Below are 26,729 nucleotides of genomic sequence, written 5' to 3'. Positions count from 1 at the left end.
CTCCCCCGCTCAGCGGGTCCGGGGGCCGCGGCCGCGCCAGCCCACCACGGGCAGCTGGAACTTCTCGACCAGGCGGTCCGCGAAGGGGGTGGGGGCCAGCCGGGCCAGGCGCACGGACTGGTGGGACAGGCGGGCCTCGATGCGCATGCCCGCGGTGATCTCCTCGACCCGGCGGCCGTCCAGCGTGAGCACCCCGCCCTCGCGGTTGTCGAAGGTCATCTCGACCGCTGCCACGGAGGAGCGGCCCAGCACCAGGGGGCGGGCGAACAGGGCGTGCGCGGCCAGCGGGATCACCAGCATCGCGTCGACCTCCGGCCAGATCACCGGGCCGCCGGCGCTGAAGGCGTAGGCGGTGGAGCCGGTGGGCGTGGACAGCAGGATCCCGTCGGCCCCGAAGGAGGAGACCGGCCGGCCGTCGATCTCGACGGCCACGTTGATCATCTTCTGCCGGTCGGCCTTCTCGAGGGAGGCCTCGTTCAGGGCCCAGTGCCGGGCGGTGGGCTGGTCGTCGGCGTCGAGCACGAGGATGTCCAGCGTCGAGCGCTTCTCGATCTCGTAGTCGCCGTCCAGCAGCCGGGCCACGGTGACGGAGAGGTCCTCGACCTCGCTCTCGGCCAGGAAGCCGACGTGTCCGAGGTTGACGCCGTGGACCGGGATGTCGGCCTCGCGGATGGCCTCGAGGGCGCGCAGGATGGTGCCGTCCCCGCCGAGCACGACCCCCAGCTCGAGATCGTCCTGCGAGGTGATGGCCTCGGCGATGTCGACCCCGCCGTTGGTGAGGAAGGTCAGCAGCCTCGGCGGCGCGAAGCCCTCCGGGAGGCCGAGGATCTCCTCGACCTGCTGCGCGACCACCACCCCGCGGACGTTGCGCAGGCGCAGCTCCTCGAGCACGGTGAGCGCGGCGCTGAGGGCGGCCCGCCGGCCGGTGTGGATGAACAGCAGGAAGCGTCGCATGCTGGTCACTCCCCCTCGGTGCTGGCCTGGTCACGGCGTTGCCGCGGTGCGTTCTCGCGCACGGCGGACACGATCATGTCATAGCCCTCCGCATCGAGCGCGGAGGTCACGCCGTGGGGGCGCAGGTGCACGAAGTACTCACGGTTGCCGTCCTGTCCCGGCAGGGCGCTGGGGCCGACTGCGCGCAGCGCCAGAGCGGCCTCGGCGGCGGCCTCGGCGACGCCGCGCACGGCGTCGGCGCGGGCGCCGGGATCGCTGACCACCCCGGACTTCGGCAGCGCCGAGCGTCCCACCTCGAACTGCGGCTTCACCATGAGCAGCAGGTCGCCGCCGGGCCGTGTCACGCCGCCCAGTGCGGAGATCACGGTGCGCAGGGAGATGAAGGAGAGGTCGGCGACCAGCAGGTCGACGGTGGTGCCGAGCAGCTGCGGGCTGAGGTCCCGCACGCTGGTGCCGTCGCGGACGACCACCCGCGCATCGGCCCGCACATGGGCGGCGAGCTGGTCGTGGCCGATGTCGACGGCGAGGACGGAGGCGGCGCCGCGGCGCAGCAGCACATCGGTGAAGCCCCCGGTGGAGGCCCCGGCGTCCAGACAGTGCTTCCCGGCCGGGTCTAGGCCGAGGTCGTCGAGGGCGCTGGCGAGCTTATGGGCGGCGCGGGAGGCGTACTCGATGCCGTCGGGCACGTCGACGACCGCGAGCGCCGCACCGGCGGGAACCGGAGCCGACGGCTTGGTGGCCGCGCGGCCGTCCACGCGGGCCCGACCCTCCTCGATGATGCGCCGGGCGTGGGTGCGGGACCGGGCGAGGCCGGCCGTGAGCAGCGCGACGTCGAGCCGGTCGGTGCTCACCGGTCGGTGGGCCGCAGCTCGGCGCCGTCGCGGTCCAGCAGGCGCCCGGTCCAGGCGGCGTCGCCGCTGTGCACCTGCAGCAGGGCCAGCACGGCGCGCAGCACGCGCGGGTCCTCGACCTCGCCGTGCAGCACGATGTCGCCGTCCTGCCAGGTGGCGCTGACGGCGCCGCAGCGGGCCCGGTCGCCGTCGACGACGGGCAGCGGGAAGGGGGCGGCGATCTGGGAGAGGTCGGCCAGGATGAAGCGGGGCCGACGCACGGGCGCGGCCCGCAGGGCGGCCTCGACGCCGTCGACGCCGGTCAGCACCAGCAGGGAGTCCATGCCGGCGCGGACCGCGCCCTCGATGTCGGTGTCCAGCCGGTCCCCGACGATCAGCGGCCGCCGGGCGCCCACCTCGCGCGCGGCGACGGTGAACATGCCGGGCTCGGGCTTGCCGGCCACTGCCGGTTCGACGCCGGTGGCGTGCCGCAGCGCGGCGACCATCGAGCCGTTGCCGGGGGCGAGGCCCCGCTCGGTGGGCAGGGTCGCGTCGACGTTCGTGGCCATCCAGAAGGCGCCGCGACGGATGGCGTAGGCGCCCTCGGCCAGCAGCGGCCAGTTCAGGTCCGGGGACCAGCCCTGGACCACGGCGACGACGTCCGCGCCGTCCTTGTCCACGGGCTCGAGTCCCACCGTGCGGATCTGCTCGGCGAGGCTGGGCCCGCCGACGACGAGCACCTTCGCCCCGGGGTCGACCCGCTCCGCGAGCAGCTGGGAGGCGACCTGGGGGAGGTCACGAACTCCTCGGCGCGGGCGGGCACGCCGACCACGGCCAGGTGCTCGGCGGCCTGCGCGGGGGTGCGGGAGGCGTTGTTGGTCGCGAAGACGACCGTGCGGCCGGCGTCCCGCGCGGTCTGCACCGCGGCGGCGGCATGCGGGATCGGCTGGGAGCCGTGCATGAGGGTGCCGTCGAGGTCGAGCAGCAGGGCGTCGTAGAGGTCCAGCAGCGAGGGATCGGGTCGCCGGATCATGCCCGCTCCTCCGGCTGGGTGGTGGGTGCCGGCTCGGACACCGGGTCCGATGCAGCCTCCGGGGCGGCGCCGACGGGGTCGTCCTCGCCCTCCGGCTCGGCGGCCGGCGCCGCCTCGTCCCCGGTCGCGTCCTCGACCGCATCCTCGACGTCCTGGACGCCCTGAGCCGCCGGGACCCGGTCCTCGGAGACCTGCTCCGCGGAGTCGGGCGCCTCGGGGTCGGCCTGGTCCGCGTACTCGGCCTCCGCCTGCTCCAGGTGCTCTGCCTCGACCTGCTCGGACGCGTCCTGCTCGACCTTTGCAGCGTCGGGGTCGGCGTCGTCGAGATCGGACTCGCCGTCCTCGCTCTCGACCTCGTCCGCGGCGGGTTCCTCGGCCTCCGGGTCGTAGGCGTCGAGCACGGCGATCTGCTCGTCGTCCTCCCAGGTCGGCTCCTCGTCAGTGACGGGGACCGGGCGACCCAGGCGCTCCGCCGCGTCGGTGAGGCCCTCGGTGTCGGCGTCGGCGGCGAGGGTGAGCCACCGCTTGGCCTCCTCGGGGCGCTCGGCGCGCGCGAGGAGATCGGCGTAGGCCACCCACAGCCGCACCTGCCAGCGACCGTCCACCTTGTGGCGCAGCGCCGGGATCTCCAGGGTGCGCAGTGCGGTCTGGATGTCGCCGGTGTCCGCGTAGGCGCCGGCGACGACGATCATCAGCTCGATCGCGGCGACGACCCCCAGCTTGCTGGCGTCGTCGGAGGCGGCGATGTCGAGGGCGCGCTCGGGCCGGCCCAGGCCTCGCTCGCAGTCCGCGATCATCGGCAGCAGGTCGGTGCGGCCGGTGATCCGCAGCGCCGTCCGCAGCTCACGGGACGCGGTGCGGAAGTCGCCGGCGCGGTAGGCGATGATGCCGTACGCCTCGCGCACCCCTCCGACGCGACCGCCGATGCGCGCCGCGAAGCGCGCGTGCGCCTGGGAGGTCTCGGTGTCGCTCTCCTCGAGGAGATACGCGGCGACGAGATGCCGGGCGACGCGCTCGGCGGTCTCCTTGCTCAGGCCGCGCAGCTCTTCGCGGAGCTCCTTGTCGAGCTCCCGTCCGGTGATGCTCTCGGGGATGCGGGGCTCGAAGGGACGGTCGGCGCGGGCCTCCTGGCCGGGCCGGGTGTTGCGCCGGTCGTCGCGCTCGCGGGACGGGCGCTCGGGCCGGTCCCCGCGATCGGGTCGATCCCCCCGGGGACCCCGGTCATCGGGACGCCCACGGCCCCCGCGATCGTCACGACGGGCGCGGTCATCGCGACCGCCCCGGTCGTCACGGCGGGCACGGTCATCGCGACCGCCCCGGTCATCACGGCGGGCACGGTCATCGCGACCGCCCCGGTCATCACGGCGGGCGCGGTCGTCACGGCCGGCGCGGTCGTCACGGCTGCTCCGGTCATCCCGGTACGGACGGTCATCGCGGCGCGGACGGTCATCGCGGCGGGCGGCGTCGTCGCGGCGCGGCTGGTCGCTCCAGCGGGGCGAGTCGTCCCGACGGGGGCGGACATCGGAACCCGTCCGATCGTCACGGCGGACTCGGTCGTCCCGGCGGGGTCGATCGTCGCGCCCGCTGCGGTCGTCACGGGAGCGGTGCTCACCGGCGTCGTGCTTCCCCCAGGGACGGTCGTCCCGACGCCCGCGCTCCTCGGTGCGCGGACCGCTGGGGCGATAGCCGGCGGAGCGGTCGCTGCGCGGGCGATCGTCACGGGGGCGCCCGGAGTCCTGGCGCGAGCGAGGGCCGTCCTGCCGGTCCGAGCGCGGCCGGTACGGCGAGTCCGGCCGACCGCCGGCGTCACGGCGGAACCCGTCGCGGGGCCGGTCGGAGCGCGCTGCGGAACCCCCGGAGCCGCGATCCTCTGACCGGTAGCGCGGGCGCTCCCCACTGGGGCGATCCGCACGGGGCCGCTCGCCCTCGCCGGTGCGCGCCGGGCGGTCACCACGATAGGAGCTGCCGCCATCGCGGCGCTCGTTGCTGCCGCGTCGGCGTTCGTCCGTGGGCTCATAGGGGCGCTTGCGCTGCGTGCCCGGGGCGTCTCCGACGGAGCGCGCGCGGTCCGGGCGGGAGCTGCGGGGTCCGTCCTGCGACCAGGAGCCGCCAGAGCTCGAGCGTCCGGTGTCACCGCCGTATGTGGAGCGAGCGCGCGGCGGCGCGGTTCGCTTGGTTCGCCGCTGGTCATCCCGACTGTTGTCGCTGTGTCCGCGGTCGCTCTCGCTGTTCATGTGCTCAGCCACCTGGATCGTCCGTCTCTTCTGCTCGCCCTATGCACTTGTCGCCGCGATCCTAAGCGACCCCCGGCATTTGACCAGCAAGTAAGGGAGCGGTCCGTGACTGCTTTCACCAGCGCTGAGAGACAGGTGACCGCCATCTCAGGGCGACGGGACCGGGCTTCGATCAGCCCAAGGGGTTCGGCCGTACCCGGGCCGAGTGCCCGGCACCGTGCTCGGCGGGCGGGCCACCTCGGATCCGTACGGTGACTCCTGCAGCTGCCCGCCGAATGATCGCCGCCCTTCGTGGAGCGGGCGCGGCGCGGACGAGGCGGGTGTGCTTCCGCAACCAGTTGTACATCTTGTACATCTTGTTCCCGTCGTATCCCGGGCGTCGGCTCGCGCAGCCGGCGACGGCTCCGGTTCAGCCGGCTCTGACTGCCGCGCCTCTGCAGGACATGAGGCCGACCGCTGGCTCCCGGCGAGGGTCCCCCGCGCGCTCCGATCGCCGGCTGCCCGAACGCGCTCCGCCGACGGCGGTGCTCACGCACCCGCTGCGTCGGTGCTCGCCGCGGCCAGGCCGCGTTCGGGCACGAAAAATAGGGAGTGGAGGAAGCGAACCCACCCATAAAAAGGGGGCTCAAGCATTCCTCCACTCCCAGTGAAGATGTCCGGCGGCGACCTACTCTCCCACACCCTCCCGAGTGCAGTACCATCGGCGCGATCGAGCTTAGCTTCCGGGTTCGGAATGGAACCGAGCGTTTCCTCGACGCTATGACCGCCGTAACACAACGAGACCACCAGCCCCACCAAACACCACACCCCACACAAGGGGCGTAATGTTCCCGGAGTTGTTCCTCGAGAACCACACAGTGGACGCAAACACTCGCAAACAAGAAAAACGTGTTGTAGTAAGTCATCGGCCATTAGTACCAGTCAGCTCCACACATTGCTGTGCTTCCACATCTGGCCTATCAACCCAGTCATCTACTGGGGGCCTCCCACACCCGAAGGTGTACGGATATCTCATCTCGAAGCAGGCTTCCCGCTTAGATGCTTTCAGCGGTTATCCCTTCCCGACGTAGCCAACCAGCCATGCTCTTGGCAGAACAACTGGCACACCAGAGGTCAGTCCATCCCGGTCCTCTCGTACTAGGGACAGGACTTCTCAAATATCCAACGCGCGCAGCGGATAGGGACCGAACTGTCTCACGACGTTCTAAACCCAGCTCGCGTACCGCTTTAATGGGCGAACAGCCCAACCCTTGGGACCAACTCCAGCCCCAGGATGCGACGAGCCGACATCGAGGTGCCAAACCATGCCGTCGATATGAGCTCTTGGGCAAGATCAGCCTGTTATCCCCGGGGTACCTTTTATCCGTTGAGCGACACCCATTCCACAATGAGGTGCCGGATCACTAGTTCCTGCTTTCGCACCTGCCCGACATGTCTGTCTCGCAGTCAAGCTCCCTTGTGCACTTACACTCAACACCTGATTGCCAACCAGGCTGAGGGAACCTTTGAGCGCCTCCGTTACTCTTTAGGAGGCAACCGCCCCAGTTAAACTACCCATCAGACACTGTCCCTGATCCGGATCACGGACCGAGGTTAGGAATCCAGAACGACCAGAGTGGTATTTCAACAATGACTCCACACTCACTGGCGTGAATGCTTCCCAGTCTCCCACCTATCCTACACAAGCCGTCCCGAACACCAATATCAAACTATAGTAAAGGTCCCGGGGTCTTTCCGTCCTGCTGCGCGTAACGAGCATCTTTACTCGTAATGCAATTTCGCCGAGTTCGCGGTTGAGACAGTGGAGAAGTCGTTACGCCATTCGTGCAGGTCGGAACTTACCCGACAAGGAATTTCGCTACCTTAGGATGGTTATAGTTACCACCGCCGTTTACTGGGGCTTAAATTCTCAGCTTCGGACCCCGAAGGGTCCTAACCGGTCCTCTTAACCTTCCAGCACCGGGCAGGCGTCAGTCCGTATACAGCGTCTTACGACTTCGCACGGACCTGTGTTTTTAGTAAACAGTCGCTTCTCCCTGGTCTCTGCGGCCCTCGGAGCTCTCACTCCTCGGGCCCCCCTTCTCCCGAAGTTACGGGGGCATTTTGCCGAGTTCCTTAACCACGATTCTCTCGAACGCCTCGGTATTCTCTACCTGATCACCTGAGTCGGTTTAGGGTACGGGCGACCGTAATTGTCACGCCGGAACTTTTCTTGGCAGTACAGGATCACTCACCTACGCCCATACGGGATCCCCATCACGTCTGACCCTTAATGGCCCCAGCATTACCCGGGGCCGGGCTGCACGCTTAGACGGACTATTCCATTAAGTCCGCGGAAGCTACCTCTCTGCGTCATTCCTCGCGCTGACCTACTACAACCTTGGTTCCCAGCCACACCAACCTCCACACCCCGAAGGGCATGGGGCAAGCGCAGGTGGTTAGCATCAGCTGCCTCGGTATGGGTCCTCCTACGATCGGTTCGGGAATATCAACCCGATGTCCATCGACTACGCCTGTCGGCCTCGCCTTAGGTCCCGACTAACCCAGGGCGGATAAACCTGGCCCTGGAACCCTTGATCAATCGGCGGACGGGTTTCTCACCCGTCTTTCGCTACTCATGCCTGCATTCTCACTCGTGCAGCCTCCACCACTGGGTTCCCCCGCGGCTTCGCTGGCTGCACGACGCTCCCCTACCCATCCAGGACAGAATCCTGAATGACACAGCTTCGGCGGTGTGCTTGAGCCCCGCTAAATTGTCGGCGCAGAATCACTTGACCAGTGAGCTATTACGCACTCTTTCAAGGGTGGCTGCTTCTAAGCCAACCTCCTGGTTGTCTCAGCAACTCCACATCCTTTTCCACTTAGCACACGCTTAGGGGCCTTAGCTGATGTTCTGGGCTGTTTCCCTCTCGACTATGAAGCTTATCCCCCACAGTCTCACTGCTGCGCTCTCACGTACCGGCATTCGGAGTTTGGCTAAGGTCAGTAACCCGGTGGGGCCCATCGCCTATCCAGTGCTCTACCTCCGGCACGAAACACGCAACGCTGCACCTAAATGCATTTCGGGGAGAACCAGCTATCACGAAGTTTGATTGGCCTTTCACCCCTATCCACAGGTCATCCCCTCCATTTTCAACTGAAGTGGGTTCGCGCCTCCACGCGGTCTTACCCGCGCTTCACACTGCCCATGGATAGATCACTTCGCTTCGGGTCTAGAGCCGGCGACTGAACGCCCCGTTCAGACTCGCTTTCGCTACGGCTACCCCACACGGGTTAACCTCGCCACCGACCACTAACTCGCAGGCTCATTCTTCAAAAGGCACGCCGTCACCCCTAAAGGCTCCGACGGATTGTAAGCACACGGTTTCAGGTACTATTTCACTCCCCTCCCGGGGTGCTTTTCACCTTTCCCTCACGGTACTTGTCCGCTATCGGTCAAGAGGTAGTATTCAGGCTTACCAGGTGGTCCTGGCAGATTCACACCGGATTTCACGGGCCCGGTGCTACTCGGGAACAGCGTCACGCCGCACAGCAGTTTCGTCTACGGGGGTCACACCCTCTACGCCGTCGCACTCACCACGACTTCGACTACCACTGCACGTCCACGTCGATGAGCCGGCAGACCCATCCGACACGTCCCACAACCCCCAACCTGCAACCCCTGCCGGGTATCACACAGACCAGGTTTAGCCTCTTCCGCTTTCGCTCGCCACTACTCACGGAATCACTGTTGTTTTCTCTTCCTGCGGGTACTGAGATGTTTCACTTCCCCGCGTTCCCTCCACACCACCTATACATTCAGTGGCGGGTACCGCGACATGACTCGCGGTGGGTTTCCCCATTCGGACATCCTCGGATCACAGCTCTGTTGTCAACTCCCCGAGGCTTTTCGCAGACTCACACGTCCTTCGTCGGCTCCTCTTGCCAAGGCATCCACCGTGTGCCCTTTAAAACTTACGGCAACACACAAAAACGCTCAAAGCGCTCTTCAAAATTGCTTACAAGATGCTCGCGTCCACTATGTAGTTCTCAAGAAACAACCCCACACCCACCCCGCAGCACCACACGGCGCCCACAAGGAAGGGGAGGAACCAGCCACACACCCCACACCCCCAACTACTCCACAGAGCAATCCGGGGTCATGGGGCTGCGTGCAGCCTCACAACCCAATAGCGTGTCTCCACCTCAAACCCCCACCAGCAGTCGCGTTCCCCTCCCCGAAGGGCGGTACTAACAACTCACTGCAAGGAGTGAAGTGCCGATTCGTTGATGTTCCACCCGTGAGCAACCACCCCCACCACACGCGGGTGAGCAGATGGCCACCAAAATGGTGATGCTCCTTAGAAAGGAGGTGATCCAGCCGCACCTTCCGGTACGGCTACCTTGTTACGACTTAGTCCCAATCACCGATCCCACCTTAGACAGCTCCCTCACGAGGATGGGCCACTGGCTTCGGGTGTTACCGACTTTCGTGACTTGACGGGCGGTGTGTACAAGGCCCGGGAACGTATTCACCGCAGCGTTGCTGATCTGCGATTACTAGCGACTCCGACTTCATGGGGTCGAGTTGCAGACCCCAATCCGAACTGAGGCCGGCTTTTTGGGATTCGCTCCACCTCACAGTTTCGCAACCCATTGTACCGACCATTGTAGCATGCTTGAAGCCCAAGACATAAGGGGCATGATGATTTGACGTCGTCCCCACCTTCCTCCGAGTTGACCCCGGCAGTCTCCTATGAGTCCCCACCATGACGTGCTGGCAACATAGAACGAGGGTTGCGCTCGTTGCGGGACTTAACCCAACATCTCACGACACGAGCTGACGACAACCATGCACCACCTGTGCACCAGTCCGAAGAAAGCCACATCTCTGCGACCGTCCGGTGCATGTCAAGCCTTGGTAAGGTTCTTCGCGTTGCATCGAATTAATCAGCATGCTCCGCCGCTTGTGCGGGCCCCCGTCAATTCCTTTGAGTTTTAGCCTTGCGGCCGTACTCCCCAGGCGGGGCACTTAATGCGTTAGCTACGGCGCGGAAAACGTGGAATGTCCCCCACACCTAGTGCCCAACGTTTACGGCATGGACTACCAGGGTATCTAATCCTGTTCGCTACCCATGCTTTCGCTTCTCAGTGTCAGTAATGGCCCAGAGACCTGCCTTCGCCATCGGTGTTCTTCCTGATATCTGCGCATTTCACCGCTACACCAGGAGTTCCAGTCTCCCCTACCACACTCTAGCCTGCCCGTACCCACCGCACGCCCGAGGTTGAGCCTCGGGTTTTCACGGCAGACGCGACAAGCCACCTACAAGCTCTTTACGCCCAATAATTCCGGACAACGCTTGCGCCCTACGTATTACCGCGGCTGCTGGCACGTAGTTAGCCGGCGCTTCTTCTGCAGGTACCGTCACTCTCGCTTCTTCCCTACTGAAAGGGGTTTACAACCCGAAGGCCGTCATCCCCCACGCGGCGTCGCTGCATCAGGCTTTCGCCCATTGTGCAATATTCCCCACTGCTGCCTCCCGTAGGAGTCTGGGCCGTGTCTCAGTCCCAGTGTGGCCGGTCGCCCTCTCAGGCCGGCTACCCGTCATCGCCTTGGTGAGCCATTACCTCACCAACAAACTGATAGGCCGCGAGTCCATCCCCCACCGATAAATCTTTCCAACCACCACCATGCGGCAGTAGCTCGTATCCGGTATTAGCCACGATTTCCCGAGGTTATTCCGAAGTGAGGGGCAGGTTACTCACGTGTTACTCACCCGTTCGCCACTAATCAGGCAGTGCAAGCACCACCCTCATCGTTCGACTTGCATGTGTTAAGCACGCCGCCAGCGTTCGTCCTGAGCCAGGATCAAACTCTCCATGAAAAAACATGAAAAACTATAAACCTGACAAAAAAACAAACAACCAGCAAATTAAACTGCTGTATCATCCGTTAAAATTTTGCCATTCAAAATAATGGCATCAACAAACAGACACGCTATTGAGATATCAAGCAACACGCGCACTCGGCGTTCCAAGCCTTCCAGCTCTTCGCCCCGGGGCAACCCCGCAAACTTAGGGGATCCGATCCTCCCAGTCAAATCGGCACCGGTGTGATCCGCGTCCCGACCCTCCGAAGAGAACCTGATGTGCCTGGCCAGAGCGGGTTTCTCGGTCCAGCCTCGCGGCCTTTCCTCGTTCCCGTTGTCCGGGGCACGAGGAAGAACATTACGCCGAGCCCCGCACCCCGTCAAGCCAGAAGGCCGCTTCGGCCCGTGGCCTCGGCCACATCGCCCCGTCCGGCACGTCTGCGCAGGTCAGCAGCGAATCTCGGATCCGTCGCGCGGCCACCCCGGGCCGGCCGGAGCGGGTTCCGGCGGCGAAGACCGCCTCAGATGTGAGGCACGACTCCGCGGTGCAGCGCGACGATGCCGCCGCTGAGGTTCCGGTACTGGGCGCTCTCGAGCCCGGCGGCCAGGAACCAGCCGCGCAGCTGCTCCTGATCGGGCCACTCGAGGATCGACTCGGCGAGGTACTCGTAGGCGTCGACGGTCGTGGCCAGGCGCCCGGCCACCGCCGGCAGCGCCCGCAGCAGGTAGTTCTCGTAGAGGCTGCGGAACGGGGGCCAGGTCGGGGTCGAGAACTCGCACACGACCACCCGTCCGCCGGGGCGCACCACCCGGACCATCTCGTCGAGCGCCGTCTGGGGTTCGTGGACGTTGCGCAGGCCGAAGGAGATGACGGCGGCGTCGAAGGAGTCGGTGGCCAGCGGCAGGTGCTGCGCGTCGGCGCCCACGAAGGGGACCGGGGCCCCGCGCCGGCGTCCCTCGGTCATCATGCCGAGGGAGAAGTCGGCGGCGAGCACGCGGGCACCGGTGCGCGCGATCGCGGCGGAGGAAGTTCCCGTGCCTGCCGCGAGGTCCAGCACCGCGTCGTCGGGGCCGACCTCGAGCGCCTCGACCATGAGCTCCCGCCACATGCGCACCTGGCCCAGGGCGGCGACATCGTTCATCAGGTCATAGCGCTTGGCGATGCCGTCGAACATCGTCGCGACGTCGTACGGCTTCTTCTCCAGATCGGCACGGCTCATGCCCCGATCCTCCCACGCGAGGCGCTGCGCGCGGACCCCTGGTGCCCCCGACGGTCGCGGCTGGGACAATCGGTCAGGCGCCGTCCTGAACCTCGGCGCCGACGTCCCGCCCATCCCGAGGAGACCGCGAATGTCCGATGCCCGAACCGCCCGCACCGATGCGCTGCGCGCCCTGTCCATCCCGCCGGAGCTGCTCCCTGCGGACGGCCGCTTCGGCTCCGGTCCCTCGCGGATCCGGGACGAGCAGATGGCGACGCTGCAGGAGGTCTCCCGCACGGTGCTGGGGACCTCGCACCGGCAGGCTCCGGTGAAGGACCTCGTCGGCCGCATCCGCTCCGGACTGCGCGACCTCTTCGGCCTGCCCGAGGGCTACGAGGTGGTGCTGGGCAACGGGGGCTCCACCGCCTTCTGGGACGTGGCCGTGTTCGGCCTCATCGAGCGCCGCTCCCAGCACCTGGTGCTCGGGGAGTTCTCCCAGAAGTTCGCGGCCGAGTCGGCCGGCGCCCCGCATCTCGAGCAGCCGGAGATCCTCCGCGCCGAGCCCGGCTCGCTGCCCGTCCCGGTGGCGCGCGAGGACGTGGACGCCTACGCCTGGCCCCACAACGAGACCTCCACCGGCGTGATGGTCCCCGTCCGGCGTCCGAGCGGGGCCGGCGACGACCAGCTGGTCCTGGTGGATGCGACCTCGGTGGCCGGCGCCGCCCTGGTGGACGTCACCCAGACCGACGCGTACTACTTCGCGCCGCAGAAGGCCTTCGCCTCCGACGGCGGCCTCTGGCTGAGCATCCTCTCCCCCGCGGCCATCTCCCGGGCCGAGGCCCTGGCGGGCGCGCAGGACCGCTGGATCCCCTCCTTCCTCTCGCTGACCGCGGCGATCGAGAACTCCCGCAAGAACCAGACCCTGAACACGCCCGCGGTCGCGACCCTGGTGCTGCTGGCCGAGCAGATCGAGTGGATCCTGGCTCAGGGCGGGCTGGAGTGGGCCGATGCCCGCACCCGGCGCACCAGCGGACTGCTGCAGGACTGGGCCGCCCGGCGCGCGGAGATCACCCCCTTCGTCGCGGAGGCCTCGGCGCGCTCGCAGGTGGTCACCACCCTGGACGTGGACGAGCGGATCGACGCCACCGCCGTCACCGCGCTGCTGCGCGCCCACGGCGTCGTCGACATCGAGCCCTATCGCAAGCTCGGGCGCAACCAGCTGCGCATCGCGACCTTCCCCGCGGTCACCGAGGGCGATGTCGAGGCGCTGATCGCGGTCCTCGACCATGTCCTGTACCGCGCGGCGGACGTCGCCGGCTGACGACCCGGCGTCGCAGGTGCGGAAACGGCCGGATCACCCCGCAGGGTGATCCGGCCGTCGGTGTCTCGGGCGGGGAGGCGGGGAGCAGGCGCTCAGTCCCGGGGCGGGACCAGGAGCCGGCGCAGGAGCTCGGTGGCCTCGCGCAGACCCTCCCGCTGCGCGGCCGTGGCGGCGTCGATCCGCGACCGCAGCCAGGCGTCGCGCTCCTCGCGGCCGGCCAGCACCGCCTGCTCACCGGCCGCGGTGAGGGTGACACGGACCTGGCGACCATCGCCGGGGTGGGCGGCGCGGCGCACCAGTCCCTGCTCCTCGAGGCGGCCCAGGATCCGCGTCATCACCGGCGGGCTCACGTGCTCGAAGTCGGCGAGGGCGCCGGGGGTGGACTCCCCCGTGCGCTGCAGGTACGCGAGGACCGAGAACTGGGAGGCGGAGATGTCGTCGGAGGCGGTGTGCGAGCGCAGGATCCGCGAGGAGACCAGCAGCACCCGACGCAGGTCGGCCGCGAGCTCGACGGCCTCGTCGGTCGCCGGCGCGGGGGCGGCGGGCCCCCGGCTCGTCCCCTCGCGGACCCGGTCGCTCACAGCAGCAGGCCCTCGATCGCGCCCCGCAGGAAGTAGGCGATGAAGAGCGCGGCGATCAGGTACATCAGCCAGTGCACCTCGCGGGCCTTGCCGCGGACCACGCGGATCAGCACGTACATGATGAAGCCCGCGCCCATCCCGACGGTGATCGAGTAGGCGAAGGGCATCAGGATGATGGTGAGGAAGGCGGGCAGCGCGATCTCGACGTCCGAGAAGTCGATCTCGTTGATCTGCGTCATCATCAGGAAGCCGACCATCACCAGGGCCGGGGTGGCCGCCTCGTAGGGCACCGCGGCCACCAGCGGCGCCAGGAAGGTCGACAGCAGGAAGGCGATGCCGACCACCACCGCGGACAGCCCGGTGCGGGCGCCCTCGGCGACGCCGGAGGTGGACTCGACGAAGCTCGTGTTCGAGGAGACGCCGCCCACGCCGCCGGCGATCGCGCCCACCGAGTCGACCACCAGGATCCGCTGGGAGTGCGGGATGTCGCCCTGCTCGTCGACCAGGTCGCCGCCGGCGGCGACGCCGACCATGGTGCCCATGGTGTCGAAGAAGTCCGCGAGCAGCAGCGAGAAGACGATGACGGTGGCGCCGATGGCCCCGGCGGCGGCGACGCCGCCGATCGGGTCGACGGTGAACAGGGTGGCGAAGTCGGGCAGCTGGATCGGGAACTCGGTGATGGCCGGGACGTTCATGGCCCAGCCGCCGGGGTTGCCGGGGTCGGACTCGCCGGCCGGGGCGAAGGCGCCCAGGTGCAGCACCCGCTCGAGGATCACGGCGACCGCCGTGGTGGCGACGATCGAGATCAGGATCGCGCCGGGCACCTTGCGCACCCACAGCACGAACATCAGCAGCAGTCCGCCCACGAACACGAAGGTGGGCCAGCCGGTGAGGGAGCCGTCGTTGCCCAGCTGCACCGGGGTGCCGGTCGCGGTGGTCACGAACTTCGCGTTGTACAGGCCCAGGAAGGCGATGAACAGGCCGATGCCCACGGCGATGGCGGTCTTGAGGAACGGCGGGACCGCGTTGAACACCGCCCGGCGGAAGCCGGTGAACACCAGGATCAGGATGACCACGCCCTCGAGGGCCACCAGACCCATGGCGCCGCCCCAGGTCATGCCCGGCAGCGGGACCACCGAGTAGGCGAGGTAGGCGTTCAGGCCGAGTCCCGCGGCCAGGGCCATCGGGAACTTCGCCCAGGCGCCCATGAACAGGCTGAGCAGCCCGGCGATCAGGGCGGTGCCGGCGGCGACCGCGGGCAGGTTCGGCTCGCTGCCGCCGCCGAGGAACTGGCCGGTCGAGTCCGGGACGGTGCCGATGATCAGCGGGTTCAGCACCACGATGTAGCACATCGAGAAGAACGTGACCAGGCCGCCGCGGATCTCCCGCGGGATCGTGGAGCCGCGCTCGGAGATGGAGAAGAAGCGGTCCAGGCGGGAGCGGGGGACGACCGCCGTGGACGAGGAGGAGGAGGAGGTTTCGGCCTGCTGCATGGGAGCGATCGTATCGGGCCCGGCCCCGCTCCCCGCAGGCCGCGGACGTGACCTCAGACGCGCTGACCGGCGACGGCGTGCTCGACCTCGAGGTCGCGGGCGTAGCGGTAGTAGTCGGCCAGCTCGAGCTGCGAGGCGGCGGCCTCGTCGACCACGACCAGCACCTCGGGGTGCATCTGCAGGATCGTGGCGGGCCAGCGGGCGCTGACCGACCCCTCCACGAGCCGGGCGACGGCCGCGGCCTTGCCCTCGCCCGAGGCGGTCAGCACGATCCGCCGGGCTTCGAGGATGGTGCCCAGACCCTGGGTCAGGGCGCGCACCGGGACCTCGTCCGGGGACTCGAAGTAGCGGGAGTTGTCCTCGATGGTGCGCGGGGTCAGGGCGACCACGCGGGTGCGGGAGACCAGCGAGCTGCCGGGCTCGTTGAAGGCGATGTGGCCGTTCGAGCCGATGCCGAGGATCTGCAGGTCCACTCCCCCGGCCTCGCCGATGCGACGGTCGTAGGCGGCGGCCTCGGCGACGGGATCGGCGGCGGCGCCGTCCGGGGAGAGGACGGCGGCGTCGTCGATGTCGACGTGGGAGGTGAGCTGTTCGCGGATGAAGCGGTGGTAGCTCTGGTCGTGCCCGGCGGGCAGGCCGACGTACTCGTCGAGCAGGAAGGCGCGGCTGCCGGCGAAGGAGAGCCCTTCCTCGCGGTGGCGGCGGATCAGCTCGGTGTAGGCGGGCACCGGGGAGTCCCCGGTGGCCAGGCCCAGCACCGTGCCCAGCTCCCCCGTCTCGCGCAGGGTCTGCTCGACGACGTCGGCGACGGTCCTCGCGCCGGCCTCGGCATCGGCTGCGATGTGGATCTCCATGGCTGCTGCCTTTCCGCTCCGACGCCCCGGAGGGGTGCAGAGGATTGCTGGTCGAATCTGATCGTTTGATGACTCACCTGAGCATACTCGGTCAGACCGGGGAGGTGGTGCGGGATCCGCGCCGCGGTGCCGGGCGCACACAGCGAGGCGCCGCCACGCAGTGCGTGGCGGCGCCTCGGTGAGCAGGCGGGCAGTCCGGTCAGGCGGCGCTGCCCGGTGCCCTCACTTCTTCTTGCCGGAGTTCGCGGCGTACTCGAAGGCCGCGCGCGGGGTCTCGGACTGGGGGATGCCGACGATGTCGCGGCGGCCGATCAGGTTGGTGATCCAGCCCGCGACGACGGCGGCCTTGCGGCCGACGCCGGGCATCGCGTAGACGTGGTAGGCGCGGGCCATGGCCCAGGCCGGCAGACCGCGGATGTCGAGCTCCTTGTCGGCCACGTTGAGGCGGCCGACGCCCTTGTACATGCCGAGGGTCGCCATCACCCCGAGGTTCTGGTGGTAGTAGTCCACCAGCGGGCGGCCCTGCACGGAGCGCGCGATGTTGTCGGCGATGCGCTTGGCCTGGCGCACGGCGTGCTGGGCGTTCGGCGGGCAGAACTTGCCCTCCCCGGAGGCGAGGTCCGGCACCGCGGCGCAGTCGCCGCCGGCGAAGACGTCGTCCAGCGGGCCGTCGGCGCCGTTGACGCGGAGGTCGGCCAGGGCCTGCAGCTTGCCCATCAGCGGGCCGCGCTCGGTGACCACGGGCAGGTCCGAGGCGTCCTCGTCCGAGAGCACCGGGTTCGGCTTCACGCCGGCGTTCCACACCAGCAGGTCGGTCTCGAACTCGTCGCCGTCGCTGGTCTTGATCACGCCGTTCTCGGCGGAGTTCAGGAAGGTCTCGAGCTTGACCTCGATGCCGCGCTCGCGCAGCTGGTTCAGGACGTACCCGCGCTGCTCCTCGGTGAGCTCCGGGAAGATGAACGGCGCACCGTCGACGAGCACGAAGCGGATGTCGGAGGCGTGCAGGTCGGGGTAGTAGCGCAGCGCATCGCGGACCATGTCCTCGGTCTCGGCGACCGCCTCGCCGCCGGCGAAGCCGCCACCGATGAAGGTGAAGGTGAGCAGGCGCTTGCGGACCTTGGGGTCCTTGGTGGTGGCGGCCTCGGCGAGGTTCGCCAGGATGCGGTCGCGCACCGCGGTGGCCTCCTCGACCCACTTGAAGCCGATCGCGTTCTCCGCCAGGCCCGGGATGGGCAGCAGGCGCGGGACGGCGCCGAGGCCGACGACGAGGTAGTCGTAGGAGATCTCGAGCGTCTCGTCCTCCTCGGTGGTGACCACGACGGTCTTGTCCGCGCTGCGGATCGCGGAGACCCCACCGGTGACGATCTTGGCGCCCGGCAGCATCTTGCGCAGCGGCGCGAGGACGTTGCGGGGGTCGATGCTGGCGGCACCCACCTCGGGGAGGAAGGGCGCGTAGGTCATGTACGGACGCGGGTCCACGACCGTGATCGCGACCTCCGCGCCGAGGGACTTGCGGAGCTCGGACGCGGTCGTCAGACCGACGGAACCGCCGCCGAGGATTAGGACATGGGGCTTGCCGCCGAAAGTTGTGGTCATGGGCCCCAGCTTAAGTCCGTCGGTCGCCGCTGACAAAAAGGGCGCACCGCCGATGGACCCCGCCATCGCCCGCCTTTGCGCCGCCCGCGCGGGGGCGGCGGCGGCGCGCTCCGCGTCGCCGGGCGGCCAGTGCCCGGACCGCGGGACCGGCGCGCCCCCGGCGCGGGCTCAGGGCGCCCGGTCCAGCAGGTCCAGCGCGATGCCGTCGAGGATGTCGTGCTCGCTGGTGCGGGTCTCGGTGATCTGCGAGGCCACAGCCACGCGCTGCATGATCCGCGACCAGATCAGGGCCCCGGCGCCGATCACGTCGAGCCGCCCGGGGTGGATCACCCGGTGCTCCGCCCGCTCGGCGCGGGTCTCGCCGAGCAGGGTGCGGCACACCCGCTCCATCTGCTGGATCGGCACGCTCGCGCCGTGGGTGATGTCGGGCCGGTACTCGGCGATCCCCGCGGCGACGGCCGTGACGGTCGTCACGGTCCCGGCGACGCCGACGAGGGCGCGGGCGTCCTCGAGGGGCACGGTGCGGGCGGCCGTATCGAGCAGGGCGTCGATGTCGGCGGTCGCGGCGGCGATCTCGGCGGCCGTCGGCGGGTCGGTGGCCAGGTGCCGCTCGGTCAGGCGCACCGAGCCGATGTCCATGCTGATGCGGTGGGTCGGCGTCTCGGTGCCGAGCACCAGCTCCGTGGAGCCGCCGCCGATGTCGACCACCAGGTACGGCCCCTCGGGCAGGTCCGTGACGGTGCTGACGGCTCCGCGGAAGGACAGCGCCGCCTCCTCCTGGCCGCTGATCACCTCGGGGGTGACGCCCAGGATCTCGCGGATGCCGTCGATGAAGAGGTCGCGGTTCGCGGCGTCGCGGGTGGCGGAGGTCGCCACGAAGCGCACGTCGTGGCGGGCCACGCCGTGCTGGGTGATGAGCTCCTGGTAGCGCCGGGCGGCGTCGAGGGTGCGCTCAACGGCGACCGGGTCGAAGCGGCCGGTGCGGTCCACGCCGAGGCCGAGCCGGACCATCTCGAGGCGGCGCTCGAGGTCGACCAGCGAGCCGTCGGCCTCCCGGCGGGCGATCAGCAGGCGGATGGAGTTGGTGCCGCAGTCGATGGCGGCGACGGGGGCGCTCATCGGGCGGCCTCCGCCGGCTCGTCGGCGCCGCAGCGGCAGCGCAGCTCCGCGGCGCCGTCGATCATCGCCAGCACCTGGTCGGCGACCGGGTTGACGCCGGGCCCCTCGGCGAGGGCCTGTCCGGCCAGGGCGTGCAGGCACTTGACCCGGGTGGGCATGCCGCCCGCGCTGACGTGGCGGACCTCCTCGGCGTCGCCGATCTCCGCGCGCCGGGCCAGGTAGCGCTCATGCGCGCCCCGGTATTCGGCGGCGAGGGGCTCGTCGACCTGCAGGCGCTGCGTGAGCTCGGCCATCAGCCCCCCGGCCTCGAGCCGGGAGAGGTCCAGGGTGAGCCAGGGCAGCGTGAGGTACAGCGAGGTGGGGAACGGGGTGCCGTCCTCCAGCCGCGGGGCGGTGCGGACCACGGCCGGGCGGCCGCAGGAGCAGCGGCGGGCGACGGAGACCACCCCGCGCATGTCGCGGCCGAGCTGCTCGCGCATCACCGCGAGGTCGTGCTCGGTGGCGGGGGACTCGTGGGGCAGAGGGGTCAGGGGGGAGGGGGAGGTCACTGATCGGGCTCCTGCGGGGAGGGGGCGTCGGTGGGGACGTCCTGGTCGGTCGCGCCGGTCTCGTCGGGGATGTCGTCCGGGGTCAGGCGGCTGGAGCCCTCGACGCTCTCCCAGAGGGTCGAGAACCATTCGCCGTCCTTGGCCTCCTCCTGCGCCTGCTCGGCGGCGGTCAGGGGGACGTCGCGGCCGGAGCTGTCGGTGAGGCGGTACTGGGTCTCCCCCGGCATCGCGAACAGCAGCCGCTCGCGGGCGCGGGCGGCGACGTAGGCGGGGTCCTCCCAGCGCGCGACCTGCTCGCGCAGCGCCTCGACCTCCTGCTCCTGCTGCCCCACCTGGGCGCGCAGCTCCACGAGCTGCTGGCGCTGGGCGACGTAGGAGTTCACGGTCGGCACCAGCGCCGCCAGGGCGACGACGATCAGCGCCACCAGGGCCAGGGTGCGGCGGGTGATGGTGACGCCGGCGCCGTCCTCCTCCGGGGTGCGCGGGGCGGTGCTGCGGGGCCGGGAGGCCGGGGCGGGGCCGCGGCTGCCGGGACGGCCCGCGGCGGCGGGGCGCGAGGAGCCGGTGCCGGCGCGGGAGGTCGTCCGCGCCGCGGGGCGCTGGGCCCCGGACGCGGAGACCGGGCGCCTCGTCGATCGCGGGGCGCCCGGTCGTCTGCTGCTCATGGCGAGCAGGTTACAGCGTCGGCCTGAGGGCTCAGGCGGTGAAACGCGGGAACGCGGCGGCGCCGGCGTAGCGGGCGGCCTCGCCCAGCTCCTCCTCGATGCGCAGCAGCTGGTTGTACTTGGCCACGCGCTCGCCGCGGGCGGGGGCGCCCGACTTGATCTGACCGCAGTTGGTGGCCACGGCGAGGTCGGCGATGGTGGTGTCCTCGGTCTCACCGGAGCGGTGGGACATCATCGCCCGGAAGCCCGCGCGGTGCGCGAGGTCCACGGCGTCGAGGGTCTCGGACAGCGAGCCGATCTGGTTGACCTTGACCAGCAGCGCGTTGGCGGAGCCCTGCGCGATGCCCTTGGCCAGGCGCTCGGGGTTGGTGACGAACAGGTCGTCGCCCACCAGCTGGGTGCGGGCGCCGAGGCGGTCGGTCATGGCCTTCCAGCCCTCCCAGTCGTCCTCGTCCAGCGGGTCCTCGATGGAGACCAGCGGGTACGCGTCGACCAGCTCGGCGTAGTACTCCACCATCTCGGCCGAGGTCCGGGAGGAGCCCTCGAAGGTGTAGGTGCCGTTCTCGAAGAACTCCGAGGCGGCGACGTCCAGGGCCAGGGCCACGTCCTTGCCGACCTCGTAGCCCGCCGCGCCGATGGCCTCGACGATCAGGTCCAGGGCCGCGCGGTTGGAGTCGAGGTTCGGGGCGAAGCCGCCCTCGTCGCCGAGCCCGGTGGCCAGGCCGCGCTCCTTGAGCACCGCCTTCAGCGCGTGGTAGACCTCGGCGCCGACGCGCATCGCCTCGGAGAAGGTCTCCGCGCCGATCGGCGCGATCATGAACTCCTGGATGTCGACGTTGGAGTCGGCATGGGAGCCGCCGTTGAGGATGTTCATCATCGGCACCGGCAGCACGTGGGCGTTGGGGCCGCCGACGTACTGGTAGAGCGGGAGACCGGCGGAGTCGGCGGCGGCGCGGGCCACGGCCAGGGACACGCCCAGGATGGCGTTGGCGCCGAGGGTGCCCTTGTTCGCGGAGCCGTCGAGCTCGAGCATCGCGGCGTCGATCGCGCGCTGCTCCTGGACGTCCATGCCCAGGATCTTGGGCTGGATGTCGGCGAGGATCGCGGAGACCGCGTCGAGCACCCCCTTGCCGAGGTAGCGGCCCTTGTCGCCGTCGCGGCGCTCGACGGCCTCGAAGGCGCCGGTCGAGGCGCCGGAGGGCACCGCGGCGCGGGCGAAGGTGCCGTCGTCCAGGAGGATCTCGACCTCGACGGTGGGGTTGCCTCGGGAATCGAGGATCTCGCGGGCGTGCAGGGCATCGATCAGGGCTGCCATAGGGGCTGTTCCTTCCCTCGGGGTGAAGTTCGGTCACGGCCGGTCGGCACTGACCGTCCGCCCACAGTCTAGGCGGTGGGGCCGGCGGCGCCGTCGCCCGGGTCCGCGGCGGCCGGCGGCGCGGGGTCCTCGGCGGCGCCGACGGCGGTGCGGGTGCGGGCCAGCAGCGCCCGCAGCGCGGTCTCCGGATCGTCGTCACGGGCCTCCGCGGCCACCACCAGGTCCAGCAGGGAGCGGGCCAGGTCGCCGCCCCACTCCTGCGCGTCGTCGGCCGCGGCGGCCCGGTCGGCCTCCGCCAGCAGCTGCTCGAGGCGGCCCGCGGAGCGGGCGCGGTGGACCACCTTGGCGGCGCTCTGCAGCGCGGGCAGGGCGGCGGGGATCCGCTCGAACCAGCTCGCGGGCCCCGCGGCGGCGCGCCCGCCGGCCCGCGCCTCGGCGGCCTTGACGGCATGCCACTGGGCGATGATCTGCTCGACGTCGCCGGGGTCGGCGAGCGCCTCCGCGCGGCCCTCGCCGAAGACGTGGGGGTTGCGGCGCTCCATCTTCGCGACGAAGGCGCGGGCCACGTCGTCCACGTCCCAGGCGGGATCCTCCTCCTGGCCCACGCGGGCATGGAAGAGGATCTGGAACAGCAGGTCGCCGAGCTCGTCGGCGAGCGCGCCGGGGCCGTGGGAGGCCGGGTCGTCGATCACCTCGAGCACCTCGTGGGTCTCCTCCAGGAGATACCGGGCCAGCGACGCGTGGGTCTGCTGGTGGGTCCAGGCGTCCCCATCGGGCGCCCGCAGCGCCTCCATCACCTCGACCGCGCGCAGCAGCGCGCTGCCGCGCGCGGCGGGGGGCTCGTCGGCGGTGGCGGGGTGCCGCTGGGAATCGCTCACGTCGGTGAGGCTACTGCGCCGAGGCCTGCAGGGTGGGCCGGGTCATCTGCTCGGCCGCCGCCGGGACCAGCGTGGTCAGCACCGTGCGCGCCCACTCCAGCAGCTCGTGGTCGCGCAGCTCGGTGCCGCCGAGGCGGGAGGTGGTCGGCCGCGGCACCAGCACCTGGCGGGTGGCGGGCTTGAGCACGGTGCCGGGGTAGAGGCGCTTCATGCGCATGGCCGCGGAGTCGGGCACGTCGAGGTGCGCGAAGCGGATCATCTTGCCCTGGGCGGTGATCTCCTCGATCCCGGCGGCGCGGGCGTCGATGCGGAAGCGGGCCACGTCCAGCAGCACCTCGACCGGGGCGGGCGGGGTGCCGTAGCGGTCGGTGAGCTCGGAGCGGATCTGGTCGATCTCGGAGACCTCCCGCACGGCCGACAGCTTCGCGTAGGCCTCCAGGCGCAGGCGCTCGGAGCCGATGTAGTCGTGCGGCACGTGGGCGTCCAGCGGCAGCTCGACGCGGATCTCCTTCTCGGGGGCCCGGCCCTCGCCGCGGAAGGCGGAGACCGCCTCCCCCACCATCCGCACGTACAGGTCGAAGCCCACCCCGGCGATGTGGCCGGACTGCTCCCCGCCCAGCAGGTTGCCGGCGCCGCGGATCTCGAGGTCCTTCATCGCCACCTTCATGCCGGCGCCGAGGTCCGTGTTCGTGGCCAGCGTGGTGAGCCGGTCGTGGGCGAGCTCGGTGAGGGGCTTGGAGGCGCCGTAGAGGAAGTACGCGTAGGCCCGCTCGCTCGAGCGGCCCACCCGGCCGCGCAGCTGGTGCAGCTGGGAGAGCCCGAACTTGTCGGCGTTCTCCACGATCAGCGTGTTGGCGTTGGCGATGTCCAGTCCGGTCTCGACGATGGTGGTGCACACCAGCACGTCGAACTCGCGCTCCCAGAAGTCGACGATGACCCGCTCCAGCTGATGCTCGTTCATCTTGCCGTGGGCGACCCGCACCCGGGCGTCGGGCACCAGCTCGCGCAGGTGCGCGGCGACCCGGTCGATGTCCTCGACCCGGTTGTGGATGTAGAAGACCTGGCCCTCGCGCAGCAGCTCGCGGCGGATGGCGGCGGTGATCTGCTTGTCGTCCTGGGCGCCGACGTAGGTCAGCACCGGGTGGCGCTCCTCGGGCGGGGTGGCCAGGATCGACAGCTCGCGGATCCCGGTGACCGCCATCTCCAGGGTGCGCGGGATCGGGGTGGCGGACATGGAGAGCACGTCGACGTTGCTGCGCAGCGCCTTGAGCGTCTCCTTGTGCTCGACGCCGAAGCGCTGCTCCTCGTCGATGATCAGCAGGCCCAGGTCCTTGAAGCGCACGTTCCCGGTCAGCAGGCGGTGGGTGCCGATGACCACGTCGACGGTGCCGTCCGCGAGGCCCTCGACGGTGGCGGCCGAGTCGGCGGGGTTCTGGAAGCGCGACAGGCCCCGCACCACCACCGGGAAGCCGGTGTAGCGCTCGGTGAAGGTGTCCAGGTGCTGCTGGGCCAGCAGCGTGGTGGGGGCGAGCACGGCGACCTGCTTGCCGTCCTGGACGGCCTTGAAGGCGGCCCGCACGGCGATCTCGGTCTTGCCGTAGCCGACGTCGCCGAGGATCAGGCGGTCCATCGGGACCGGCTTCTCCATGTCGGCCTTGACGTCCTCGATGGTGACGAGCTGGTCGGGGGTCTCGACGAACTCGAAGGCGTCCTCGAGCTCGCGCTGCCAGGGGGTGTCGGGGCTGAAGGCGTGGCCGGGGGCGGACTGCCGCGCGGAGTACAGCCGCACCAGCTCGTCGGCGATCTCGCGGATCGCCTTGCGCGCCCGGGACTTGGTCTTGGCCCAGTCGGCGCCGCCCATCCGGTTGACCGACGGGTCCTCGCCGCCGACGTACTTGGTGACCTGGTCGAGCTGGTCGCTGGGGACGTAGAGGCGGTCCCCCGGCTGGCCCTTCTTGGAGGCCGCGTACTCGATGACGAGGTACTCGCGGGTGGCGCGCTTGGCCCCGCTGCCCACGGTGCGGCTGGTCATCTCCACGAAGCGGCCCACCCCGTGGTGGGCGTGGACGACGTGGTCGCCCGGTCGCAGCTGCAGGGGGTCGACGACGTTGCGCCGCTTGGAGGGCATCCGGCGCTCCTCGCCGCGGCGCGCCCCGGACTTGCCGGTGAGGTCGCGCTCGGAGGCGAGGACCAGCTTGAGGTCCTCGGCGATCAGGCCCTCCGGGAAGGGGCCCACGCTCACCACGGCCTCGCCGGGGGCGACGGGATGCTCGAGCTCGGGGGCGAAGACGGCGGGCAGCCCCTCGGCGCGGAGGTTCTCGCTGACGTGGCGGGCCCCGCCGGGACCGACCATGGTCGCCACCACGGACCAGCCGTCCTGGCGGCGCTGCTCGAGGTCCCGGGCCGCGTCGCCGGGCTTGCCGGAGTAGCCGGGGTGGGTGCGGGCCGAGGTGGTGAGGTCCACCTCGCCGTCCAGGCCGAAGGCGGCCAGGGTGAACCAGGCCCGGCCGCCCTCGCGGGCGTGCCCCTTGGCCTCGGACAGCGGCACGAAGCTCGCCGCGCCCACGTCGATCGGCAGGCCGCCGCCGGCGGCGGCGCTGGACCAGGCCGCGGCGCGGAACTCGTCGGTGGTGGCCACCAGCTCCTCGGCGCGGGCGCGGGCCTTCTCGGGGTCCAGCAGCAGGAAGCGGGCCCCGGCGGGCAGCACGTCGGCGACCTGCTCCATGCCGTCGACCAGCACCGGGCTGAGGGACTCCATGCCCTCGGCCGCGATGCCGTCGGCGATGCGCAGCAGCAGGTCCCGCACCCCGGGCAGCTCCTCGGCGCGGGCGCGGGCGCGCTCGCGCACCGCGGGGGTCAGCAGGATCTCCCGGCAGGGCGGGGCGTCGAGGCCGCGCGGGGCGGGGTCCAGGGAGCGCTGGTCGGCGACCGAGAAGTAGCGGACGTCGTCGACCTCGTCGCCGAACAGGTCCACCCGCACCGGATGCGGCTCGGTGGGCGGGAACACGTCCAGGATGCCGCCGCGCACCGCGAACTCGCCGCGCTTCTCGACCATGTCCACGCGCACGTAGGCGGCGCCGACCAGGTCGCGCTCGAGGTCCTCGAGGGGGTAGGTGTCCCCGACTGCGGCGCGCACCGGGGTGAGGTCCCCGAGGCCCTTCGCGATCGGCTGCAGCAGCGAGCGCACCGGCATCAGCAGCACGTGGACCGGGTCCTCGGTCTCGGGGTGGGCGATGCGGCGCAGGGTCGCCAGGCGCTTGGCGACGGTGTCGGCGCGCGGGGAGAGCCGTTCGTGGGGCAGGGTCTCCCAGGCGGGCAGCTCGGCCAGGTGCGCGGTGCCGACCAGGGCCGACAGCGCGGCGCGGAGGTCCTCCCCGGCGCGGGTGGTGGGGGTGACCACGACCAGCGGCTGCTCGGCGGTGGAGCGGCGGGCGAGGTCGGCGACGACGAAGGGGAACAGCCCGGTCGCGGCGACCATGCTGCCGCCGTCGCCGGACTCGGTGCCCTCGGCCACCAGCGCGCGGACGGCGGTGAGGTCCGCCCCGTCCGCCAGCTGGTCGAGCAGCGGGCCCAGGGGGCCGCGGGCGGCAGAGGAGTGGTCGGTGTGCATGGGGCTCATCGGGTCTCTCGGGAGTGGAAGCGCTGCTGGGCGGCGGTGAGGCCCTCGAGGATCACGGCCTCGACCGCGTCGGCGGCGTCGGAGATCAGCAGCTCGAGCGTCCGACGCTCGGTGGCGGTGAACGGGGCCAGCACATGGTCGGCGGTGTCCGCCCGGCCGGGCGGGCGACCGACCCCGACCCGCACCCGCAGGTAGTCCTTGGTGCCCAGGGCCCGCGTGATGTCGCGCAGGCCGTTGTGCCCGCCCTCGCCGCCGCCGGCCTTCAGCCGGATCGTGTCGAAGGGGATGTCGACCTCGTCGTGGACCACCACCACCCGCTGCGGCGGCACGTCGTAGTAGGCGGCGAGCGCCGCGACGGGGCCGCCGGAGACGTTCATGTAGGTGGTGGGCTTGGCCAGGATCACGCGCTCCCCGGCCCCCGGCAGGCCGAGGCGTCCCTCGAGGACGACGGCCTCGGCGCGGCGGGCGGCGCCGAAGCGGCCGCCGCCGGCGTCGGCGATGTGGTCGAGCACCATCTGGCCGATGTTGTGGCGGGTCGCGGCGTACCGGGCGCCCGGGTTGCCGAGGCCGACCACCAGATGGGGTCCGGGCCGACGGTCACTGACGGTCATGGACTGCTCCTCGCTGCAGCATCGGCGCCG

19 protein-coding genes and 3 rRNA genes are annotated in these 26,729 nt (G+C 70.1%); 2 read left to right on the top strand and 20 right to left on the bottom strand.

What is annotated here, in order from left to right:
* Positions 1 to 9: 9 nt before the first annotated feature.
* The 5 genes from ACOJUI_RS06830 to ACOJUI_RS06810 are packed head-to-tail and all read right to left on the bottom strand — an operon-like array spanning position 10 to position 3,722.
* Entirely contained in the window at positions 10 to 954 is a 945-nt protein-coding gene (locus ACOJUI_RS06830; protein ID WP_422117633.1) for an NAD kinase, read from the bottom strand.
* 5 nt (positions 955 to 959) lie between these two features.
* Positions 960 to 1,805, bottom strand: a complete 846-nt coding sequence (locus ACOJUI_RS06825; protein WP_422117314.1) for a TlyA family RNA methyltransferase — start codon at positions 1,803 to 1,805, stop codon at positions 960 to 962.
* Positions 1,802 to 2,479 (bottom strand): HAD hydrolase-like protein, encoded by a 678-nt coding sequence (locus ACOJUI_RS06820; RefSeq protein ID WP_422117313.1) that lies wholly within the window; start codon positions 2,477 to 2,479, stop codon positions 1,802 to 1,804. Before ACOJUI_RS06820 ends, ACOJUI_RS06825 begins: the two co-directional genes overlap by 4 nt.
* Positions 2,407 to 2,817, bottom strand: coding sequence for a hypothetical protein (locus tag ACOJUI_RS06815; RefSeq protein WP_422117312.1), 411 nt, complete (start codon positions 2,815 to 2,817; stop codon positions 2,407 to 2,409). The genes ACOJUI_RS06820 and ACOJUI_RS06815 overlap by 73 nt, the downstream gene beginning before the upstream one ends.
* Positions 2,814 to 3,722, bottom strand: coding sequence for a hypothetical protein (locus tag ACOJUI_RS06810; RefSeq protein ID WP_422117311.1), 909 nt, complete (start codon positions 3,720 to 3,722; stop codon positions 2,814 to 2,816). Before ACOJUI_RS06810 ends, ACOJUI_RS06815 begins: the two co-directional genes overlap by 4 nt.
* Positions 3,723 to 3,761: 39 nt before the next feature.
* On the opposite strand from ACOJUI_RS06810, the gene ACOJUI_RS06805 reads away from it, so the two are divergent.
* Complete coding sequence (locus ACOJUI_RS06805) at positions 3,762 to 4,691, top strand: hypothetical protein (protein WP_422117310.1); 930 nt, start codon at positions 3,762 to 3,764, stop codon at positions 4,689 to 4,691.
* A 1,014-nt stretch (positions 4,692 to 5,705) separates the two neighbouring features.
* Here ACOJUI_RS06805 and rrf read toward each other — a convergent pair.
* From rrf to ACOJUI_RS06785, 4 genes are all read right to left on the bottom strand, one after another.
* A 5S ribosomal RNA gene (rrf, locus tag ACOJUI_RS06800) occupies positions 5,706 to 5,822 on the bottom strand.
* A gap of 121 nt (positions 5,823 to 5,943) precedes the next feature.
* Positions 5,944 to 9,011 (bottom strand): 23S ribosomal RNA (locus ACOJUI_RS06795).
* A 384-nt stretch (positions 9,012 to 9,395) separates the two neighbouring features.
* A 16S ribosomal RNA gene (locus tag ACOJUI_RS06790) occupies positions 9,396 to 10,915 on the bottom strand.
* Together the 16S, 23S and 5S rRNA genes form the textbook arrangement of a ribosomal RNA operon.
* Before the next feature lie 506 nt (positions 10,916 to 11,421).
* Positions 11,422 to 12,120, bottom strand: coding sequence for a ubiquinone/menaquinone biosynthesis methyltransferase (locus ACOJUI_RS06785; RefSeq protein WP_422117309.1), 699 nt, complete (start codon positions 12,118 to 12,120; stop codon positions 11,422 to 11,424).
* Positions 12,121 to 12,250: 130 nt separating this feature from the next.
* Between ACOJUI_RS06785 and serC the strand changes: the two genes are divergently transcribed.
* Complete coding sequence (gene serC, locus ACOJUI_RS06780) at positions 12,251 to 13,420, top strand: phosphoserine transaminase (RefSeq protein WP_422117308.1); 1,170 nt, start codon at positions 12,251 to 12,253, stop codon at positions 13,418 to 13,420.
* 92 nt (positions 13,421 to 13,512) lie between these two features.
* On the opposite strand, the gene ACOJUI_RS06775 is transcribed toward serC, so the two are convergent.
* The 11 genes from ACOJUI_RS06775 to pth form a co-directional block, all read right to left on the bottom strand.
* Complete coding sequence (locus tag ACOJUI_RS06775; protein ID WP_422117307.1) at positions 13,513 to 14,001, bottom strand: MarR family winged helix-turn-helix transcriptional regulator; 489 nt, start codon at positions 13,999 to 14,001, stop codon at positions 13,513 to 13,515.
* Complete coding sequence (locus ACOJUI_RS06770; RefSeq protein WP_422117306.1) at positions 13,998 to 15,494, bottom strand: NCS2 family permease; 1,497 nt, start codon at positions 15,492 to 15,494, stop codon at positions 13,998 to 14,000. Before ACOJUI_RS06770 ends, ACOJUI_RS06775 begins: the two co-directional genes overlap by 4 nt.
* A 53-nt stretch (positions 15,495 to 15,547) precedes the next feature.
* Complete coding sequence (gene nagB, locus ACOJUI_RS06765; RefSeq protein ID WP_422117305.1) at positions 15,548 to 16,348, bottom strand: glucosamine-6-phosphate deaminase; 801 nt, start codon at positions 16,346 to 16,348, stop codon at positions 15,548 to 15,550.
* Between the two features lie 222 nt (positions 16,349 to 16,570).
* Complete coding sequence (locus ACOJUI_RS06760) at positions 16,571 to 17,944, bottom strand: NAD(P)/FAD-dependent oxidoreductase (RefSeq protein ID WP_422117304.1); 1,374 nt, start codon at positions 17,942 to 17,944, stop codon at positions 16,571 to 16,573.
* A 168-nt stretch (positions 17,945 to 18,112) separates the two neighbouring features.
* Complete coding sequence (locus tag ACOJUI_RS06755; protein ID WP_422117303.1) at positions 18,113 to 19,063, bottom strand: exopolyphosphatase; 951 nt, start codon at positions 19,061 to 19,063, stop codon at positions 18,113 to 18,115.
* Positions 19,060 to 19,542, bottom strand: a complete 483-nt coding sequence (locus ACOJUI_RS06750; RefSeq protein WP_422117632.1) for a DUF501 domain-containing protein — start codon at positions 19,540 to 19,542, stop codon at positions 19,060 to 19,062. The genes ACOJUI_RS06755 and ACOJUI_RS06750 overlap by 4 nt, the downstream gene beginning before the upstream one ends.
* A 65-nt stretch (positions 19,543 to 19,607) precedes the next feature.
* Entirely contained in the window at positions 19,608 to 20,276 is a 669-nt protein-coding gene (locus ACOJUI_RS06745) for a septum formation initiator family protein (protein WP_422117302.1), read from the bottom strand.
* Positions 20,277 to 20,307: 31 nt separating this feature from the next.
* Complete coding sequence (gene eno, locus ACOJUI_RS06740) at positions 20,308 to 21,591, bottom strand: phosphopyruvate hydratase (RefSeq protein WP_422117301.1); 1,284 nt, start codon at positions 21,589 to 21,591, stop codon at positions 20,308 to 20,310.
* A gap of 68 nt (positions 21,592 to 21,659) precedes the next feature.
* Positions 21,660 to 22,469: a MazG nucleotide pyrophosphohydrolase domain-containing protein gene (locus tag ACOJUI_RS06735; protein WP_422117300.1), complete on the bottom strand. Its 810-nt coding sequence runs from the start codon at positions 22,467 to 22,469 to the stop codon at positions 21,660 to 21,662.
* Between the two features lie 10 nt (positions 22,470 to 22,479).
* Entirely contained in the window at positions 22,480 to 26,079 is a 3,600-nt protein-coding gene (gene mfd, locus ACOJUI_RS06730; RefSeq protein ID WP_422117631.1) for a transcription-repair coupling factor, read from the bottom strand.
* A gap of 5 nt (positions 26,080 to 26,084) precedes the next feature.
* Complete coding sequence (pth, locus tag ACOJUI_RS06725) at positions 26,085 to 26,699, bottom strand: aminoacyl-tRNA hydrolase (RefSeq protein WP_422117299.1); 615 nt, start codon at positions 26,697 to 26,699, stop codon at positions 26,085 to 26,087.
* Between the last annotated feature and the right edge of the window lie 30 nt (positions 26,700 to 26,729).

The sequence above is a fragment of the Brachybacterium sp. UNK5269 genome, from assembly GCF_049266655.1.
In the GTDB taxonomy this organism is placed as follows: domain Bacteria; phylum Actinomycetota; class Actinomycetes; order Actinomycetales; family Dermabacteraceae; genus Brachybacterium.
Note: the sequence above shows the minus strand (reverse complement) of the source record. Positions and strands in the feature narration are given on the sequence as shown.

Bases quoted from the DNA above. Each gene is read 5' to 3' on its own strand.
- ACOJUI_RS06830 (WP_422117633.1), bottom strand. From the start codon at position 954: ATGCGACGCTTCCTGCTGTTCATCCACACCGGCCGGCGGGCCGCCCTC.
- ACOJUI_RS06815 (WP_422117312.1), bottom strand. From the start codon at position 2,817: ATGATCCGGCGACCCGATCCCTCGCTGCTGGACCTCTACGACGCCCTG.
- ACOJUI_RS06785 (WP_422117309.1), bottom strand. From the start codon at position 12,120: ATGAGCCGTGCCGATCTGGAGAAGAAGCCGTACGACGTCGCGACGATG.
- serC (WP_422117308.1), top strand. From the start codon at position 12,251: ATGTCCGATGCCCGAACCGCCCGCACCGATGCGCTGCGCGCCCTGTCC.
- ACOJUI_RS06770 (WP_422117306.1), bottom strand. From the start codon at position 15,494: ATGCAGCAGGCCGAAACCTCCTCCTCCTCCTCGTCCACGGCGGTCGTC.
- nagB (WP_422117305.1), bottom strand. From the start codon at position 16,348: ATGGAGATCCACATCGCAGCCGATGCCGAGGCCGGCGCGAGGACCGTC.
- ACOJUI_RS06760 (WP_422117304.1), bottom strand. From the start codon at position 17,944: ATGACCACAACTTTCGGCGGCAAGCCCCATGTCCTAATCCTCGGCGGC.
- ACOJUI_RS06755 (WP_422117303.1), bottom strand. From the start codon at position 19,063: ATGAGCGCCCCCGTCGCCGCCATCGACTGCGGCACCAACTCCATCCGC.
- ACOJUI_RS06750 (WP_422117632.1), bottom strand. From the start codon at position 19,542: ATGCGCGAGCAGCTCGGCCGCGACATGCGCGGGGTGGTCTCCGTCGCC.
- ACOJUI_RS06745 (WP_422117302.1), bottom strand. From the start codon at position 20,276: ATGAGCAGCAGACGACCGGGCGCCCCGCGATCGACGAGGCGCCCGGTC.
- eno (WP_422117301.1), bottom strand. From the start codon at position 21,591: ATGGCAGCCCTGATCGATGCCCTGCACGCCCGCGAGATCCTCGATTCC.
- mfd (WP_422117631.1), bottom strand. From the start codon at position 26,079: ATGCACACCGACCACTCCTCTGCCGCCCGCGGCCCCCTGGGCCCGCTG.
- pth (WP_422117299.1), bottom strand. From the start codon at position 26,699: ATGACCGTCAGTGACCGTCGGCCCGGACCCCATCTGGTGGTCGGCCTC.